This window comes from Oerskovia sp. USHLN155, assembly GCF_037145535.1.
GTDB classification, from domain to species: Bacteria; Actinomycetota; Actinomycetes; order Actinomycetales; family Cellulomonadaceae; genus Oerskovia; species Oerskovia rustica.
Genome location: NZ_JBBCXG010000003.1, coordinates 46987 through 63134 on the forward strand (window position 1 = coordinate 46987; position 16148 = coordinate 63134).

14 protein-coding genes are annotated in these 16148 nt (G+C 74.4%); 7 read left to right on the forward strand and 7 right to left on the reverse strand.

Going from position 1 to position 16148, the window contains the following annotated elements; translation table 11 throughout:
* Window positions 1-843 carry a carbon-nitrogen hydrolase family protein gene (locus WFH32_RS05115; RefSeq protein ID WP_336706392.1) on the forward strand — a complete coding sequence of 281 codons (843 nt, stop codon included), beginning with the start codon at window positions 1-3 and terminating at the stop codon, window positions 841-843.
* 70 nt (window positions 844-913) lie between these two features.
* Here the strand turns inward: WFH32_RS05115 and trhA are convergent, their stop codons facing one another.
* The gene (trhA, locus tag WFH32_RS05120) at window positions 914-1651 is read right to left on the reverse strand and encodes a PAQR family membrane homeostasis protein TrhA (RefSeq protein ID WP_191794223.1); all 738 of its coding nucleotides are present in this window, start codon (window positions 1649-1651) and stop codon (window positions 914-916) included.
* 322 nt (window positions 1652-1973) lie between these two features.
* Here trhA and WFH32_RS05125 point away from each other — a divergent pair, with 322 nt between their 5' ends.
* From WFH32_RS05125 to WFH32_RS05150, 6 genes are all read left to right on the forward strand, one after another.
* The gene (locus WFH32_RS05125) at window positions 1974-2735 is read left to right on the forward strand and encodes an isoprenyl transferase (RefSeq protein WP_191794222.1); all 762 of its coding nucleotides are present in this window, start codon (window positions 1974-1976) and stop codon (window positions 2733-2735) included.
* Between the two features lie 152 nt (window positions 2736-2887).
* Window positions 2888-3394: a MarR family winged helix-turn-helix transcriptional regulator gene (locus WFH32_RS05130; protein ID WP_191794221.1), complete on the forward strand. Its 507-nt coding sequence runs from the start codon at window positions 2888-2890 to the stop codon at window positions 3392-3394.
* Window positions 3391-3987, forward strand: a complete 597-nt coding sequence (locus tag WFH32_RS05135) for a CE1759 family FMN reductase (protein WP_336706393.1) — start codon at window positions 3391-3393, stop codon at window positions 3985-3987. The genes WFH32_RS05130 and WFH32_RS05135 overlap by 4 nt, the downstream gene beginning before the upstream one ends.
* 196 nt (window positions 3988-4183) lie before the next feature.
* On the forward strand, window positions 4184-6082 hold the full coding sequence (locus WFH32_RS05140; RefSeq protein WP_336706394.1) for an alkaline phosphatase: 1899 nt from the start codon (window positions 4184-4186) through the stop codon (window positions 6080-6082).
* Between the two features lie 182 nt (window positions 6083-6264).
* Window positions 6265-7362, forward strand: coding sequence for a COG1470 family protein (locus tag WFH32_RS05145; protein ID WP_336706395.1), 1098 nt, complete (start codon window positions 6265-6267; stop codon window positions 7360-7362).
* Between the two features lie 49 nt (window positions 7363-7411).
* A complete protein-coding gene (locus WFH32_RS05150) occupies window positions 7412-8656 on the forward strand; it encodes a glycerate kinase (RefSeq protein WP_191794217.1) in 1245 nt (414 codons plus the stop codon).
* A 64-nt stretch (window positions 8657-8720) separates the two neighbouring features.
* On the opposite strand, the gene WFH32_RS05155 is transcribed toward WFH32_RS05150, so the two are convergent.
* The 6 genes from WFH32_RS05155 to WFH32_RS05180 all read right to left on the reverse strand — a co-directional run bounded on the left by WFH32_RS05155 (window position 8721) and on the right by WFH32_RS05180 (window position 16144).
* On the reverse strand, window positions 8721-9965 hold the full coding sequence (locus WFH32_RS05155; protein ID WP_191794216.1) for an AAA family ATPase: 1245 nt from the start codon (window positions 9963-9965) through the stop codon (window positions 8721-8723).
* Window positions 9966-10078: 113 nt separating this feature from the next.
* Window positions 10079-10486, reverse strand: coding sequence for a RidA family protein (locus WFH32_RS05160; protein ID WP_336706396.1), 408 nt, complete (start codon window positions 10484-10486; stop codon window positions 10079-10081).
* A gap of 45 nt (window positions 10487-10531) precedes the next feature.
* The gene (locus WFH32_RS05165) at window positions 10532-11932 is read right to left on the reverse strand and encodes an alanine racemase (protein ID WP_336706397.1); all 1401 of its coding nucleotides are present in this window, start codon (window positions 11930-11932) and stop codon (window positions 10532-10534) included.
* Entirely contained in the window at window positions 11929-12774 is an 846-nt protein-coding gene (locus WFH32_RS05170) for an IclR family transcriptional regulator (protein ID WP_191794214.1), read from the reverse strand. The genes WFH32_RS05165 and WFH32_RS05170 overlap by 4 nt, the downstream gene beginning before the upstream one ends.
* Window positions 12771-14384 carry an N-acyl-D-amino-acid deacylase family protein gene (locus WFH32_RS05175; protein ID WP_336706398.1) on the reverse strand — a complete coding sequence of 538 codons (1614 nt, stop codon included), beginning with the start codon at window positions 14382-14384 and terminating at the stop codon, window positions 12771-12773. The genes WFH32_RS05170 and WFH32_RS05175 overlap by 4 nt, the downstream gene beginning before the upstream one ends.
* On the reverse strand, window positions 14381-16144 hold the full coding sequence (locus WFH32_RS05180) for a beta-N-acetylhexosaminidase (RefSeq protein ID WP_336706399.1): 1764 nt from the start codon (window positions 16142-16144) through the stop codon (window positions 14381-14383). Before WFH32_RS05180 ends, WFH32_RS05175 begins: the two co-directional genes overlap by 4 nt.
* Window positions 16145-16148: the final 4 nt, after the last annotated feature.

Consider the following 16148-nt stretch of genomic DNA (forward strand, 5'->3'; position numbering starts at 1 on the left):
ATGGCACGGACGTCGCGTGGTCCGGTGCGGGTCACGATCGCCCAGATCGAGGTCTCGAACGACCACGCGGCGAACCTGCTCGTGGTGCGCTCGGCCTTCACGGAGGCTCAGCGGCTCCAGGCCGACCTCCTGGTGCTCCCCGAGTACGCCTCGGGCTTCGATCCGCGAGGGGTCGGGATCGAGCACGCCGAGCCGCTCGACGGCCCGTTCGTCACGACCCTCCAGCGCTGGGCGGCGGAGACCGGGGTCGCGGTGATCGCGGGCACGACGCTCCCGGGCAGCGGCAGCGGCAGCGGCACGACCCGTGCCGTCAACGCCGTCGTCGCGATCGACGGGGGCGGGCACCTGGTCGGGGTGTACCGCAAGGTGCACCTCTACGACGCGTTCGGGCACCGTGAGTCGGACCGGCTGGAGCCGGGCCCGGTCGACGCGGCCCCGACCACGATGACCGTGGGCGGCCTGACGTTCGGCGTCATGACGTGCTACGACCTGCGGTTTCCCGAGTCGGCGCGCCGGCTGGTCGACGCCGGCGCCGACGTCCTGGTCGTGCCCGCTGCCTGGGCCGCGGGCGACCTCAAGGCCGACCACTGGCGCACCCTGGCCCGTGCCCGGGCGATCGAGAACACGTCGGTGGTGCTCGCCGTCGGGCAGGCGGGGAAGGGCGTGACCGGGAGGTCGCTGCTCGTGGGGCCCGACGGGCAGGTCGGGCTCGAGCTCGACGAGCGCGCGGGCCTGCGGACCGCGGACGTCGACCCCGGCGCCCTGGGGGCCGTGCGGGAGGCGAACCCGTCGCTCGTGAACCGGCGCTACGCCGTCGTGCCCAAGGACCAGCAGCAACGCTGAGTGCGAAGTGGTCGTCGCAGATCGAGGCCGTCCGCGACAGCTGCTCCGCACTCAGCGGGTGCAGGAAGGCTCAGGCGTTGAGCGCCGCGATCATGATCGCCGCGTAGTGGCACCCGAAACCCACGACCGTCAGCACGTGGAAGATCTCGTGGAAGCCGAACCAGCGCGGGCTCGGGTTGGGGCGCTTGAGCCCGTAGACGACCGCGCCGAGCGTGTACGCCAGGCCGCCGATCGCGACGAGCCACACGATCGCCGGGCCGGACGGCGTCGTCCAGAACTGGGGCATGTACCCGACCGCGACCCAGCCGAGCGCGACGTAGATCGGCACGTAGACCCAGCGCGGGGCGTTGAGCCAGATGATGCGCGCGGCGAGCCCCAGCAGGGCGCCCGCCCACACGATGACGAGCAGGATCGTCGCGGTCCTCTGCGGCAGGAGCAGCACCGCGAGCGGTGTGTACGTGCCCGCGATGATGAGGAAGATGTTCGAGTGGTCGGCCCGGCGCAGGATCCCCGCGACCTTCGGTGACCAGGTGCCGCGGTGGTAGACGGCGCTCGTGCCGAACAGCAGGCACGCGCTCAGGCCGAAGACGGCGCACGAGACCTTGCCCGCGACGGGGGGCGCGAGGATCACGAGGACGATGCTCGCGACGAGGGCGACGGGGAACGTGCCGGCGTGGATCCAGCCCCGCAGCCGGGGCTTGATGGCTTCCGCGACCTTCGCGCTCGCGCTCGACACGGCGTCTGCTGCCGAGTCGAGGGCGTTCTCGACGGTGTCGCCCGAGGTCGGGCGGTCGGAGGGTCGTGCCACGGAGGTGCTCCTACTCGTTCGGCGGGCGGGGGACGAGGCGTCCCTGGCCCGGGGGGACTGCGCGTGAGTCGACGTGCGTGGCTCAGGAACAACCTACGCCATCGTAAGTTACGTCACCGTAGGTTGCTGCGGGGGACTGTGAAGATCCTGCGTAAAGGCGTCTCCCGGGCCGGACCTCGGGACATATCGACTGTTGCCTCCGGTACCGTTTGGCGAGCGACGCCCCCGAGCGCTCCTCGGTGCCCGTGTCGTCCGTGCGACGCTCCCGGGCCCTGCCCGGCCCCGTCGCCGCTCATCCATTACACACCGCGAAGGACCCCACGTGCGCATGCCCCACCTGCTCTACGGGCTGTACGAACGACGGCTCGCGAGCTCCCTGCCCCGTGAGGCGATGCCGCGTCACGTCGGCGTCATCCTCGACGGGAACCGGCGCTGGGCGAAGTCCTTCGGCGAGACCGCCGCGACCGGTCACCGTCGCGGTGCCGACAAGATCGCCGAGTTCCTCACCTGGAGCGAGGACCTCGGGATCGAGGTCGTCACGCTCTGGATGCTCTCCACGGACAACCTCTCGCGCTCGCGCGAGGAGCTCAGCGCCCTGCTCGACATCATCGAGGACGCCGTGTGCGACCTCGCCGAGACGGGCCGCTGGCGCCTGCGCGTCATGGGCCGACTCGACCTCCTGCCCGAGCGCCTCGCCAAGGCGCTGCGCGACGCGGAGGACCAGACCGCCGGGGTCGACGGGCTCCAGGTCAACGTCGCGATCGGGTACGGCGGCCGGCACGAGATCGCCGACGCCGTGCGCTCCTACCTGAGCGAGCAGGCCGCGAGCGGCGCCTCGCTCCAGGACCTCGCCGAGAACCTCGACGTCGAGCACATCGAGGAGCACCTCTACACCAAGGGCCAGCCGGACCCCGAGCTCGTGATCCGCACGTCGGGCGAGCAGCGCCTGGGCGGGTTCCTGCTGTGGCAGAGCGCGCACGCCGAGTTCTACTTCTGCGAGGCGTACTGGCCGAGCTTCCGCCGGGTCGACTACCTGCGTGCCCTGCGGTCGTACTCGCAGCGCGAACGGCGGCTCGGCAGGTAGGCCGCTCCTCGCGCTCCAGTGCGTCCGGAATACACCTCTCGCCCCGTCGGTTGTACCGCTCGAGTTCATACGAACGCATCTACCCGGGGGACGTGCGCCGACGAGGCGAGCACCGCCGTCGGGCCGGTGCACCCCGCAGGATCGAGAGACACATGACCAGCAGCACCGCCGCGCCCCCCACCGTCCACGACCGAGCCACCACGCGAGAGGCCGCCGAGACGTGGGAGTCGCTCTTCCGCACCCAGGTCGCCCTCATGCGCCGCTTCCAGGCCGACGACATCTGGGAAGAGCTGACGATGCGCGAGTACGACGTGCTCTTCACGCTCGCCGGCTGCCCCGAGGGCGGCACCCGCCTGCGCGACCTCAACGAGTACGTCCTCATCAGCCAGCCCTCGCTCAGCCGCATGGCCGAGCGCCTCGAGCAGCGCGGCCTCGTCGAACGCGTCCCCGCGCCCGACGACGCACGCGGCACGATCGTCCGCCTCACCCCCGAGGGGGCGCGCCTCCAGAAGGAGATCGGGCGCAAGCACGTCCGCACCATCGGCGCCTACGTGGGTGGCGCGCTCGACGCCGACGAGCTGGCGACCCTCAAGGGCCTGCTCGACAAGCTCCGCGGCGCCCAGGGCGACATCCCCGCACGCGACGGGAGCAAGGCGTGAGCGCCGGACCCCGGGACGCCGGAGCGTCCGCACCCCGCCCGCTGAGCGTCGTCGCCGTGACCGGCGGGGTGAGCTTCCCCTCGACCACGCGCGCCCTGACCGACCTCCTGCTCGACAAGACCGTCGCACGGCTGGCGGCCAGCGGCACCCAGGTCGACGCCCGCACGATCGAGGTCCGCGACCACGCGCAGGACGTCGCGACCGCGACCGTGATCGGGATGCGCAGCGAGGAGCTCGAGCTCGCGCTCAAGACCGTCGAGGAGGCCGACCTACTGATCGTCGCGACCCCCGTGTTCCGCGGCTCCTACTCCGGGATCTTCAAGGCCTTCTTCGACCTCGTCGACTCGCTCCCGATGGCTGACAAGCCCGTGCTGCTCGCCGCGACGGGCGGCACGGCCCGGCACACCCTCGTGATCGACCAGGCGCTGCGACCCCTGTTCGCGTTCATGGGCGACCTGATCGTGCCCACGGGCGTGTTCGCGTCCAAGGAGGACTGGACGATCGAGCTCTTCCCCATGCCGTGGCTCGACGAGCGCGCCGAGCGGGCCGTGGGGCAGCTCGTGCGGTTCGCGGACCTCCCCGCGCCGGGCTGAGGCGGCGCGCCCGCCCGCGGCGCGCTCCGCCTCCCGCGCGCCTTCCCGCGACTCGCCGGGCGGGACGGACATTTACCCCATCCGTCCCCGCGCGGCCCTTCGCCGTTCACCCCCTCGCCACCTCTGACCGCTTGGCTCTGACGTGCCGGCCGGAACTCGACTCCGGACCGGACCAGACCTCGACAGGGAAGAGACCATGACTTCACGTGTACCGATGAAGTGGCTGCGGGTCGCCGGCACGGGCGTCCTCGCGGCGGGTATCGCGATCTCCTCGACCACGCCGGCGCTCGCCGCGCCGTCCGCCGACCCGGGGGCGCCGGGACCGAAGAACATCATCCACCTCATCGGTGACGGGATGGGGTTCAACCAGGTCGACCTCGGCAGCCAGTTCGAGCACGGCCGCACGGCCTACCAGACCACCGTGAAGCCCGGCGGCGTCTCGACGCCGGTCCCCGGTCAGGCCGGCACGCAGGTGTACCAGGAGTTCCCGGTCGCCCTCGCGATGTCCACGTACCAGTTCGGCAACACGTACGACCCTGCCCAGAACTGGAGCAGCTTCGCGGCGCCGCTGAAGAACTCGACCGACTCCGCAGCGGCGGCCACGACCCTCGCGACGGGCGTCAAGACGCTCAACAACGTGATCGGCCAGGACGAGAACCACGAGGACCTCAGGACGGTCGCCGAGCGCGCGCTCGAGCTGGGCAAGGCCACGGGCGTCGTCACGTCGGTGCCGTGGACCCACGCGACGCCCGCGTCCTACCTGGCGCACAACGAGCACCGCAACAACTACCACGACATCGCGGCCGACATGATGGACTCGGGCGCCAACGTGATCTTCGGTGCGGGCAACCCTTGGTACGACGACAACGGCGACAAGCGCTCGACCCCGAAGTACGACTACATCGGCGAGACCGAGTGGAACACGCTGGTCGACGGCCAGTCGGCGTTCGACCTGGTCGAGTCGAAGGACGACTTCCTCGCGCTCGCCGAGGGCGACACGCCCACGCACGTGCTGGGTACCGCGCAGGTCGCGGGCACGCTCCAGGCCGACCGCACGTCCCTGAAGCCGGGCGGCGTACCGTTCACCGCCCCGCAGAACGACAACGTCCCCTCGCTCCCGCAGATGACGGACGCCGCGCTCAACGTGCTGTCCAACGCCTCCGACGAGGGCTTCTTCGTCATGATCGAGGGCGGCGCGATCGACTGGGCCTCGCACGACAACAACACCGCGGGCGCGGTCGAGGAGCAGGTCGACTTCAACCGGACCATCGAGACGGTCGTCGACTGGGTCGAGGAGAACTCGAGCTGGGACGAGACCCTCGTCGTCATCACCGCCGACCACGAGTGCGGCTACCTCTCCGGTCCCGCGGCGAACCCGGCCTGGACCCCGGTCCAGGGCGTGCAGGGCGGCGCCCCGCAGGTCAGCTGGAACAGTGGCGGCCACACCAACCACCTCGTGCCCGTGTACGCCAAGGGCCCGGGCTCCGAGCTGCTCGCGGCCGCCGCGACGGGCACCGACCCGGTGCGCGGCGCGTACCTCGACAACGCCGACGTGGGCCGCGTCTCGAACGAGCTGTGGGCCGCGAACGACGCGGACGGCATCCCGCTGGTCGCGACCGTGCCCGAGGCCGGCGAGGTGGGCGGCAAGCTCACGCTGTCGGTCTCGGACGCTGGTGCGGGCGTCGCGCTCACGGGCGGCGAGAACGTGGGGGACCGCCTGCGCTTCGCGGGACGGCTTCCCGAGGTCTCGGTGACCGACTCGCGCGCGGCCGCCACGGTCGGCGCGGGCGGCTGGACCGCCTCGGGCCAGTCGAGCGACCTGACGTCGGGCCCGCGCACGCTGCGCGCCCAGAACCTCGGCTGGACCCCGGGCCTGGTCTCGGCCAAGGACGGCGTGAGCGCAGGCTCGCCCGTCGCGTCGCTCCTGGGTGGCGGCACGGGCCTCGCGGCACCGGCCACGCTCGCGACCGCGACGGCGGACGGGCGTCTGGGCACCACGACGGTCTCGGCCGACCTGGCGCTCGAGGTCCCGGTCGACACCCGCGCGGGCGACTACGCGGGCGCCCTGACGGTCTCGCTCTTCCCGGTCGACTGACCGTCGCCTGACGAACCCTCGGGCCCCGGTGCGCTCTCGTGGCGCCGGGGCCCGGCGGGTCGTCTCCCGGCGGCGCACCCGTCCGCCCCCGTCCGTCCGTCCGCCCGACGGCGTCGCGCGCCCCGTGCGCGCGGGTCGCCGACCGGAGCGGGTCGTGCACCTTCCCCGCTCGGAGCCCATCGATGATCGTCCTCTCTCGCGCCGTCCGGCCCGTAGCCGTCCTCGCGCTCGCTCTTGCGTCACTGTCCGGACTACCCGGCCCGTCCGCGACCGCGGCGTCCGACCCGGGCCCCGCGAGGACCACGTGGGCCGTCGAGCCCGCGACGGCCGACGGGCCCGACGGGCGCGTCTCGTTCCGCCTGACCGTCGACCCCGGCGGGCAGGCGAGCGACCACGTGACCGTGACCAACTTCAGCGCCCACCCCGCGACGTTCGACGTGTACGCGAGCGACGGCGTCGTGACCGCGGACGGGCAGTTCGACCTGCTCCCCGCGGGCACCGCCCCGGTCGACGGCGGCGCGTGGATCACCCTCGGTGAGGGACAGGCCGCCGGGCCGACCCAGCGCGTCGAGGTCGCCGCGGAGTCGTCGGTGACCGTGCCGTTCACGGTCTCGGTCCCCGCCGACGCGACGCCCGGGGACCACCCGGCCGGGGTCGTCGCAGCCCTGGCTCGCCCCGAGGGCGACGGGTCGGCCGTCACGTTCGACACGCGCGTGGGCGCCCGCGTGCACCTGCGCGTAGGGGGCGACCTGGCCCCGGCGCTCGCGCTCACGGACGTCCGCGCGACCTACGAGCCGAGCTGGAACCCTTTCGCGCCCGGCGCGGTGCGCGTCGACTACACGGTCGCGAACGAGGGCAACGTCCGACTCGGCGCGGACACCCAGGTCGTGGGATCCGGTCTCTTCGGCTGGAACGCCCGCGACGTCGTGGCCCCCGCCCAGCGCGAGGTGCTGCCCGGCCAGGAGGCGAGCGGGAGCGTCGTGCTCGACGGCGTCTGGCCGCTGGGCAAGGTCTCGGGCGACCTGACCACGACCCCGCTCGTCGTGGGCGACGACGTGGTCGAGGTCGCGCTCGCCCCCGTGACCGGTACCTACGCGGCGTGGACCCTGCCGTGGGTCCAGCTCGGGACGCTGCTCGTCCTCGTCGGTGCGGTGCTCGCGGTCCTGCGCGCACGCCGGCGTCGCGAGGCGCGCACGCAGGCGCGGATCGACGCTGCGGTCGCGGCGCGGACAGGGACGGCCGGTGCCGCGGATCCCACGAGCGCGACGGCACCCTCCTGACCAGGTCCCCCACACGGCGCGGGCCGGACCCGCTGGCTACGATCGGGGCGTGCCTCCGACGACGAACGCCGCACCGACCGTCGACCCCGCGCGCACCGGCCCGCGACCGCTGCGCGTCGTGATCGCGCCCGACTCGTTCAAGGGCTCCGCGACGGCCACGGACGTGGCCCGGCACCTCGCCGACGGCGTCCTGGCCGCGGCACCGGACTCCGAGGTCAGGCTCCTGCCCATGGCCGACGGCGGCGAGGGCACGCTCGACGCGCTCCTGTCCGTGTGGGGGGTCGAGGCGCGCGAGGTCGAGACGGTGGACGCGATCGGGCGCCCGCGCCGGGCACGCTACGGGGTGTCGGCCGACCGCCGCATCGGCGTGGTCGAGCTCGCCGCGGCGAGCGGCCTGCCGGCTGTGAGCGACGTCGTCCTCCAGCCGCTCCACGCGCACACGCGCGGCACGGGAGAGGCGTGCGCGGCGGTCCTGGACGCCGGGGTCGAGGAGGTCGTCCTGTGCCTCGGCGGTTCCGCCTCGACGGACGGCGGCGCAGGAGTCCTCACCGGTCTCGGCGCCCGGCTCCTCGCGCACTCGGTCGCGACGGTCGCCTCGTCGGCGGACGGGGAGCTCGCCGGGACCCTCGTGCCCGACGGCGGCGAGGGGCTCGCTCGGGTCGTCGGCCTCGACCTCGGGGGACTGCACCCGCGGGCCCGCGAGGTGCGGTGGCGGCTGGCCGTCGACGTGACGAACCCGCTCGTGGGCGAGCGCGGGGCGGCCGCGGTGTTCGGGCCGCAGAAGGGGGCGAGCGAGGCGGACGTCGCGTTCCTGGACACGGCGCTCGTGCGCTGGGCCGACCTGCTCGAGCGCGAGACCGGCGTCCGCACGCACGACCTCTCGGGGGCGGGCGCTGCCGGTGGGGTGCCGGCGGCCCTCGTCGCGGTCCTCGGCGCCGAGCTCGAGCACGGCGCGACCCTGGTCGCGCAGGCGATCGGGCTGCCCGCGGCCGTCGCGGACGCCGACCTGGTGCTCACCGGCGAGGGCTCGTTCGACTCGCAGTCCGTCAACGGCAAGGTCGCCGACGGGATCGGGGCGCTCGCCGCGGCCGCGCCGGGCCGGCCGCCCGTCGTGGTGATCGCCGGGCAGGTGCTCCTGCCCGCGCGGCAGTCGCGTGCCGCGGGGATCACGGCGGCGTTCTCGATCGCTCCCGGACCGACCGACCTCGAGGAGCTCGTGGCGCGCACCGCGAGCCGGTTGACCGAGGTCGCGGCGTCGGTCACGAGCCTGTACCTGGGGTCCGTGCGTCGCTGATCCCGGCCGCTGAGTGCATGATCCGGCCGCGACGCGCCCGGCGAGTCGCGGCCGGACCATGCACTCAGCGTTTGGGCCAGTGCCACTGCGGCTCGTCGAGCGGTCCCTCGCGGCCCGCGACCGTCGTCTCGCCGAGCTCCTTGACGAGCTCGACGTGCACGAGCGCCGGGGAGGCCGTTCGCGAGCCGACCGCCGCGTCCTCCATGGCCCGGACCAACGCCTGCGAGTGCGTCACGACCACGACCTGCGTGCGTCGCGCGGCCCCGGCGACCAGGGCTCCGAGCGCGGGCAGCAGCTCGGGGTGCAGGCTCGTCTCGGGCTCGTTGAGCACGAGCAGCTCGGGCGGCCGGGGGGTGAGCAGGGCGGCGACCCACAGAAGGTAGCGCAGCGTGCCGTCGGACAGCTCGGCGCTGCCCAGCGGGCGCAGCAGGCCGTGCTGGCGCAGCTCGAGCGAGAACCGGCCGTCGTCCGTCACCCGCACGCGCACGCTCGACCCGGGGAACGCGTCCTCGACAGCGGCGTCCAGGTCGTCGGCCAGGCCCAGCTCGCGGATCGTCTCGAGGGCCGCGGCGAGGTCGGCGCCGTCGTGCGCGAGGACCGGGGTGCGGGTGCCGACGTGCGAGGCGCGAGCCGGGGCCAGGGCGTCGGTGCGGAACTGGTCGTAGAAGCGCCAGGAGCGCAGGCGCTCGCGCACCAGCACGAGCTCGGGGGCGCCGACGGGGTCCACGACCTCCGAGAGCATGCTGTCGAAGGACCGCAGCCGGCGCCCTGACGCCTGCCACACCCCGTCCTCGTCGCGCAGCCGGACCGAGGGGCCGTGCCGGTCGGCGACGAGCGTCGCGGGGCGCAGGACAGGTCCCGACCAGACGACCTCGGTCTTGATCTCGGGGTCCAGGCCGAACGACGCGCCGCCGTCCTGCGGCAGCCCCAGGTCGATCGCGTACCCGTACGCGCCGGTGAGCGACGCACCTGCGGACGCCGCGCCGTCGGGCAGGGGGTCCGGGCCGCTCGCGAAGCCCAGCCGCAGCGCGACCGGGCCACCGCGCACCGTGCCCTGCACGGGGTGCACGCCCTCGCGCACCGAGCGCCCGACGACCTCCGGCCCGGCCCACAGCGTCGAGGGCAGGCCGCCCTCGCGGGCCAGCGCCCCGACCGCGCCGCCCAGCGCGCACTCGGCGAGCAGACGCAGCGAGCGGTACAGGCTCGACTTGCCCACGCCGTTGGCGCCCGTCACGACCGTGAGGCGGCCCAGGGGCAGGACGAGGTGCCGCAGCGAGCGGTAGCCCTCGATGGCGAGCGTCTCGATCATCCCGCCAGGCTAGGCGCGGCCACCCACGGCGCGCGTTCCGCTGAGTGCATGGTTCGGCTGCGACACGCCCGGCGAGTCGCAGCCGAACCACGCACTCAGCGGCGGGGGGAGCGTCAGTCCGTGATCGCGAGCCCGTCGATCTCGACCAGCATCTCCTCGCGGGGCAGGCCCGTGAAGACCGTGGTGCGGGCCGGCAGGACGCCGCCCGGGCAGTTGGCCTCGACGAACGCGCCGTACGCGTCGTTCATGATCGGGAAGTCCTCGCGCTTGGTGAGGTAGACGCGCAGCATCACGACGTCGTCGAACGTGGCGCCCGCGCCCTCGACGATGGCCTTGACGTTCTCCAGGGTGCGCGTGGTCTGCGCCGCGACGTCCCCGGGGTACAGGTACTCGCTCGTCGCGGGGTCGACCGGGCCCTGACCCGAGACCTGGACGAACGGGCCCTTGCGCACACCCTGGTGGAAGGTGTGGGCCGGTGCCGGTGCGTGCGGGGTGCTGATCGGGGTCTTGGGGGTGTTCATCGTGTCTCTTTCTCTCGGGGTGGTCCGGGTGCTCCGCGACCGGGGTCAGAACTCGGTGCCGACGATGTCGACGACCTGGTCGTCGTCGCTCACGACGACGGCCACGCGCCACTTGTCGAACAGCGTGCACGGGTGCGAGATCCCGAGACCGACGACGTCGCCGGGCCGGATCTGCGTCGTGACCGGGGCGCTGCCCGCGGGCGTGGGGTCGATCGTGAGGTACAGGTGCTGGTCGTTGAGTCCCGTGACGCGCGCCCCCGCGAGGTCCTGCGCCGGGCGCAGCCCGCCGTTCTCGTCGAGCGTGCGCAGCCACAGGGCCGTCGGCAGGTCGATGTCGTACGACACGTCGCGCCGGCCCACGCCGCACAGCACGAGCCCGGGCTCGGGGACCGAGAGCACCTGCCCCCACACGACCGCGGCCGCGTGCATCGGCTCGCCGCCCGGGATGCGGTCCCACGGGTCCATGCGCGCGCAGAAGCCGTGGTCGTGGGTGACGTACGCGCCCGAGCGCACGACGACGCGCACGTCGCGCGTGACCGAGGACCCGTCGGGGCCGTCGGTCCCGGCGCTGCCCGGGATGGTGAGCGGGCCGGGGAGCTCGGCGAGCACGACGTCGAGGAACGAGCTGCCGCCCGCGGTCACGACCACGGGCTCGTCGTCGGGCACGAGGCCCTCGCGGACGAACGCGGCCGCGACGTCGCGCAGGCCCCGGCAGTAGGCCGTGACCTTGGCGAGGTCCTCGGGCGCGGTGCCGCCCGCGGCCGACCCCTCGTACCCGGCGACGCCCGGCACGCGCAGGCCTGCAGCGCGCACGGCGCGAGCCAGGCCCAGCGCGTCGGCCGTGCTGCGCACACCCGTGCGCCCGCCCGGGACGCCGACCTCGACGAGCACGCCGAGCCCCGCGACGACCTCGGGGGTCGCCCCCGCGAAGCCGCGCGTGAGGAGCCCGACGCCCTCGATCGAGTCGACGTACACCCACGCCTCGAACGGCGCACCGCCCGGGGCGACCGAGGCCTCGAGCTCGCGGCGCAGCCACGCGATGTCGCGCGGGTCCATGAGCTCGTTCGCGAGGAACACCCGCTCGACCCCCCACGTGCGCACGACGCGCAGCTGGGACGGGTTCGCGACGGTCGCGCCCCACGCCCCGGCGCGTGCCTGGCGCGCGTAGAGCGAGCGGGACATCGCGGTCTTGACGTGCGGTGCGTGCTCGACGCCGTGCTCGGCGCACAGTCGCGCCATGAGCGCGACGTTGTGGTCGAGCGCCGCGTCGTCGAGCGTCAGGAGCGGCCAGGAGAAGGCGTCGTCGGTGATGCGGGGCGAGTCGGCGAGCACGTCGGCGACGGTCCGCTCGGCGTCGAGCCGCAGGCCCTTGGTCGCGGGCCCGACGACGGCGCTCGCCGCCGCGGGCCCGGTCGCGTGTGCGGGTGGCTGGGTGGGGTGGGTCATGCGTTCCTCCCGGTGGGTTCGTAGCCGCAGCGCACGGAGCCCATCCCGGCGGAGACCGCGCGGGCGGCCTGCACGACGAGCGGGCCCAGCTCGCGCACCCGTGCGGGCGGCATGTGCGAGGCGAGGGCGGAGACGGAGAGCGCGCCGATCGCGGTCTCCGTGTGGTCGACGACGGCGGCCGCGACGCAGCGCACCTCGGCCTCGTTCTCGCGGTCGTCGATCGCGTAGCCGCGCTGGGCGACCGTGCGGATCTCGGCCCGCAGGTGCTCGGGGCTCGTGACGGTGCGCGCGGTGACGGCGGGCATGGGGTGCTCGAGCACGGCGTCGAGGAGCTCGACGTCGCTCGCAGCGAGGATCGCCTTGCCGACGCCCGTGCAGTACAGCGGCATGCGGCGCCCGATGCGCGAGGCCATGCGCACGACCGCGGTGTTCTCCTTCTTGTCGATGTAGACGACGTCGAGGCCGTCGTGCACGACGAGGTGGCACGTGGCCCCCGAGGCGCGCATGAGCGCCGCGAGGTGCGGTTCGGCGACCGTGCGCAGGTCGAGCCCTTCGAGGTACGCCTGGCCGAGCCGCAGCGTGCCAGCCCCCAGCACGAAGCGCCCGGTCGGGGTGCGCCGGACGAGGTGGACCTCGACGAGAGGCGCGAGCAGGCGCGAGACCGTGCTCTTGTGCGTCCCGAGGACGTCCGCGAGCTCGACGAGGCTCAGTCCGCGCGCCGCGTCGTGGCGCAGCGCGTCGAGGATCCCGAGCGCGCGCCGCAGCGACTGGGACGAGTTCCTGCTCGCGGCGTCGGTGGTCGTGACGGCGGTGGTCGCGGTGGCCCGCGGGCCGACACTCACGCGCGGACCGCCGGGACGGTCGGTCGCAGCGCACGCCCGGGGGTGGCCCCGGTGGGCAGGCCGCCCGCGAGCACGGGGACGCCGGCGACGAGCACGTCGTCGATCCCGGTCGCGGGCCGGCGCGGGTCCTCGTACGTCGCGACGTCCTGCACGGTCTCCGGGTCGAGCAGTGCGACGTCCGCGCGCGCGCCGGGCACCAGGCGGCCCCGGTCGGTGAACCCGAAGCGCTCGGCGGCCGCGGTCGACAGGTGCCGCTCGGCCTCGTGCCACGTCCAGTCGCCCAGCGTGCGCACGTGTTCCGCGAGGAACCGTGCGAACGCGCCCCAGCCGCGCGGGTGGGGCCGTCCGCCCTGGTAGATGGCGTCGGACCCGCCCATCTGGGCGGGGTGGCGCAGCAGGGTGCGGACGGACTCGGGGGAGTTGGTCGGCGGCTGGGCGAACACGCAGCCCGCACGCAGGTGCGTCGAGACGAGGATGCGCAGCGTCGTGTCGACCGGGTCGAGGCCGAGCCGGTCGGCCACGTCGAGCAGGGCCATGCCCTCGCTCCACCGCAGCTCGCCGGGGACGGCGGCCATGGTCACGCGGCCCCAGAGGTCGGCGAGGCCGGGAAAGTGCTCGGCCTTGAGGCGCGCGACGACGCCGGGGTCCTGGAGCATCGCGACCGTGGCGTCCGGGTCCGCGACGGGCAGCCACGTGGGCAGCGAGACCATCGAGAGGATCGAGGCGCCGCGCAGGTACGGGTAGGAGTCGAACGTGACGTCGAGCCCGGCCGCGTGGGCGTCCTCGACGTAGCCCACGAGCTCGGCCGCGGGGCCGTGGTAGTGCGAGACGTGGGTCGCGACGCCCGACGCCCGGGCAACTCGGACGAGCTCGGCCATCGCGGTCCCGGCCTTGTCCTCGTAGCCGCGCATGTGGCTCACGTGGGGCAGGTCGTGCTCGGCGAGGACGCGGGCCAGGGCGACGAGCTCGTCGTCGGTCGCGTTCGAGGCCGGGGCGTACTCGAGGCCCGTGGACATGCCGCACGCGCCGTCGTCGAGCGCCTCGCGCAGCAGGGCGACCATGCGACCGGTCTCCTCGGGCGTCGCGGGGCGGGCCGCGCCGCCCAGGACGCCGTAGCGCAGCGTGCCGTGCGGCACGAGGTAGGCGACGTTGAGCGGCGTCGTGCCCTCGTAGGTCGCGAGCAGGTCCGCGACCGAGCCGCCCCGGAACGTGGGGTGCTCGCCGTTGATCGCGCTGAAGTAGCCCGTGGCCCAGGTGTGCGCGTCGGGGGCTCCGTCCGCGACGGGCAGCGGCGCCGAGGGGGCGTAGGAGACGCCGTCCTGCCCGGTGACGATGCTCGTGACGCCCTGGCGCAGCATCGCGAGCTGCACGTCGGGGTCCAGGACCGCGGCCTCGCCGTGCACGTGGGAGTCGATGAAGCCGGGGAACGCGATGCGCCCCGCGGCCTCGACCACGTGCGCCCCGGCGGGCACGGGCACGGTGCCCGCCGGGACGACGTCGTCGATCGTGTCGCCCGCGACCAGCACGTCGACGGGCTCCGACAGCCCCTCCGGGGTCGTGAGCCGTGCGCCGCGGACGACGAGCGTCACCGGCTGGTCCGTGGTGCTCATGCCTGTCCCTCCGAGTGCTCGTCGCGGCCCTCGACCCAGCCGCCCACGCCCGCCCAGCCGCCCGCCGCCATCTCCTGGTCGAGGTGGCGCAGGAAGCCGTGCACGCCGGGGCGCTGCTGCCAGGGCTTCGGCCCGTCGAGCGGGCGGTACTCGACCCCTGCCGCGTCGAGGCGCGGCAGGTGGTCGTGCCCGAGCCGCGCGAGGAACTCGGCCGAGGCCGACCCGCCCGGGGCGCGCTCCGCCGTCGGGCTCCAGACGACCTCCGCGAACGCCGCGAGGCGCGGGAACGCCGCGTAGTCGACGCGGCGCGGGGAGTCGAGGTGCTCGGACCAGACCTCGGCCTGTGCGCCCAGCAGGCGGCCGGGCGCGGCGTCGAGCCCGGGGTACTGCGCGAGGACCTCGGGCGGGAACGGGTCGAACGCGTAGACGTCCTCGACCGTGCGCAGGAAGCCGACGGGCACGGGCTCGTCCTCGCCGTCGCCCGCGCGGTGGTCGAGGTACACGACCTGCTCGGGGGCCATGACGACGTCGTTGCCCGCCTCGAGCGCGTCCGCGCCGACCGTGAAGCCGCGCCACGCGGTCACGACGACGTCGCGCGGGAGCTGCTCGCCGAAGCCCTCGTCCCACACGACCGCCCGACGCCCCTTGGCCGTGACGTGCTCGCTCAGGCGGGCCAGGAACCAGCCCGCGAGGTCGGCGACGTCCGCGAGGCCGCGCTCCTCGGCGAGGGCCACGATCGCGGGGTTCTCGCGCCACAGGGTCGTGGGGACCTCGTCGCCGCCGATCGCGATCCAGGGGGAGTCGAAGACGTCGAGGACCTCGTCCAGCACGTTCGTGAAGAACTCGAGCGCCTCGTCCGAGGGGTCGAGGACCTCGGTGCTCACACCCCACGTGGTGCGCACCGCGTGCGGCGCCTTGCGGGTCCCGAGGAACGGGTAGGCCGCGACGGCCGCCTCGACGTGCCCGGGGGCGTCGATCTCCGGCACGACGACGACGCCACGCTCGCGGGCGTAGGCGACGATCTCGCGCAGGTCGTCCTGGGAGTAGAAGCCGCCGTGCGGCCGTCCGTCGAAGACCCCCGTGCGCCACGTCCCGACGTTCGACTCGGTGCGCCAGCCGCCGACCTCCGTGAGGAGCGGGTAGCGGTGGACCTGCATGCGCCAGCCCTGGTCGTCCGTGAGGTGGAGCTGGACCACGTTGAGCTTGTGCGCCGCCGCGAGGTCGACGAACCGCAGGACCTCGCGCGTGGGCAGGAAGTGCCGGGCGACGTCGAGCAGCACGCCGCGCCAGCCGAAGCGCGGGTGGTCCTCGATCGTGAGGGCGGGCAGCTGGGCGGCGTCCGCCGGGACGCCGACGACCGGCGCCGCGCGGTAGGCCTGCGGTCCCGCGAGCTGGCGCAGCGTCTGGACGCCCGCGTGGGCACCGGCCGCGTCGGCGGCCGTGAGCAGCACGGACTCGGGGGTGACCTCGAGGCGGTAGCCGCCTGCGGGGCGCGCCGCGTCGAGGGCGAGGGTCACGCCCGCGGGAGCGGCGGCGTCGGGCAGGGACGTGCCGCCCGACGACGGACCGGCGGGGCTGACGGTGAACGGCAGGTCGAGGCCGAACGCGTCCTCGGTGACCCGTCGCCACCAGCGCGCGGCGGCGACCAGTGCAGGGTCCGTGCGGACCGGCGTGCCGTCGGCCAGCGGGAACGAGCCGGCGGCAGGGTGCAGGCTCACGGGTGCGGGCAGGAGCCCGGGTGTGGGGGTGGGGGCGCTCACGCGT

Bases quoted from the DNA above. Each gene is read 5' to 3' on its own strand.
- WFH32_RS05165 (WP_336706397.1), bottom strand. From the start codon at position 11,932: ATGACCCACCCCACCCAGCCACCCGCACACGCGACCGGGCCCGCGGCG.
- WFH32_RS05155 (WP_191794216.1), bottom strand. From the start codon at position 9,965: ATGATCGAGACGCTCGCCATCGAGGGCTACCGCTCGCTGCGGCACCTC.
- WFH32_RS05175 (WP_336706398.1), bottom strand. From the start codon at position 14,384: ATGAGCACCACGGACCAGCCGGTGACGCTCGTCGTCCGCGGCGCACGG.
- WFH32_RS05115 (WP_336706392.1), top strand. From the start codon at position 1: ATGGCACGGACGTCGCGTGGTCCGGTGCGGGTCACGATCGCCCAGATC.
- WFH32_RS05160 (WP_336706396.1), bottom strand. From the start codon at position 10,486: ATGAACACCCCCAAGACCCCGATCAGCACCCCGCACGCACCGGCACCG.
- WFH32_RS05145 (WP_336706395.1), top strand. From the start codon at position 6,265: ATGATCGTCCTCTCTCGCGCCGTCCGGCCCGTAGCCGTCCTCGCGCTC.
- WFH32_RS05140 (WP_336706394.1), top strand. From the start codon at position 4,184: ATGACTTCACGTGTACCGATGAAGTGGCTGCGGGTCGCCGGCACGGGC.
- WFH32_RS05130 (WP_191794221.1), top strand. From the start codon at position 2,888: ATGACCAGCAGCACCGCCGCGCCCCCCACCGTCCACGACCGAGCCACC.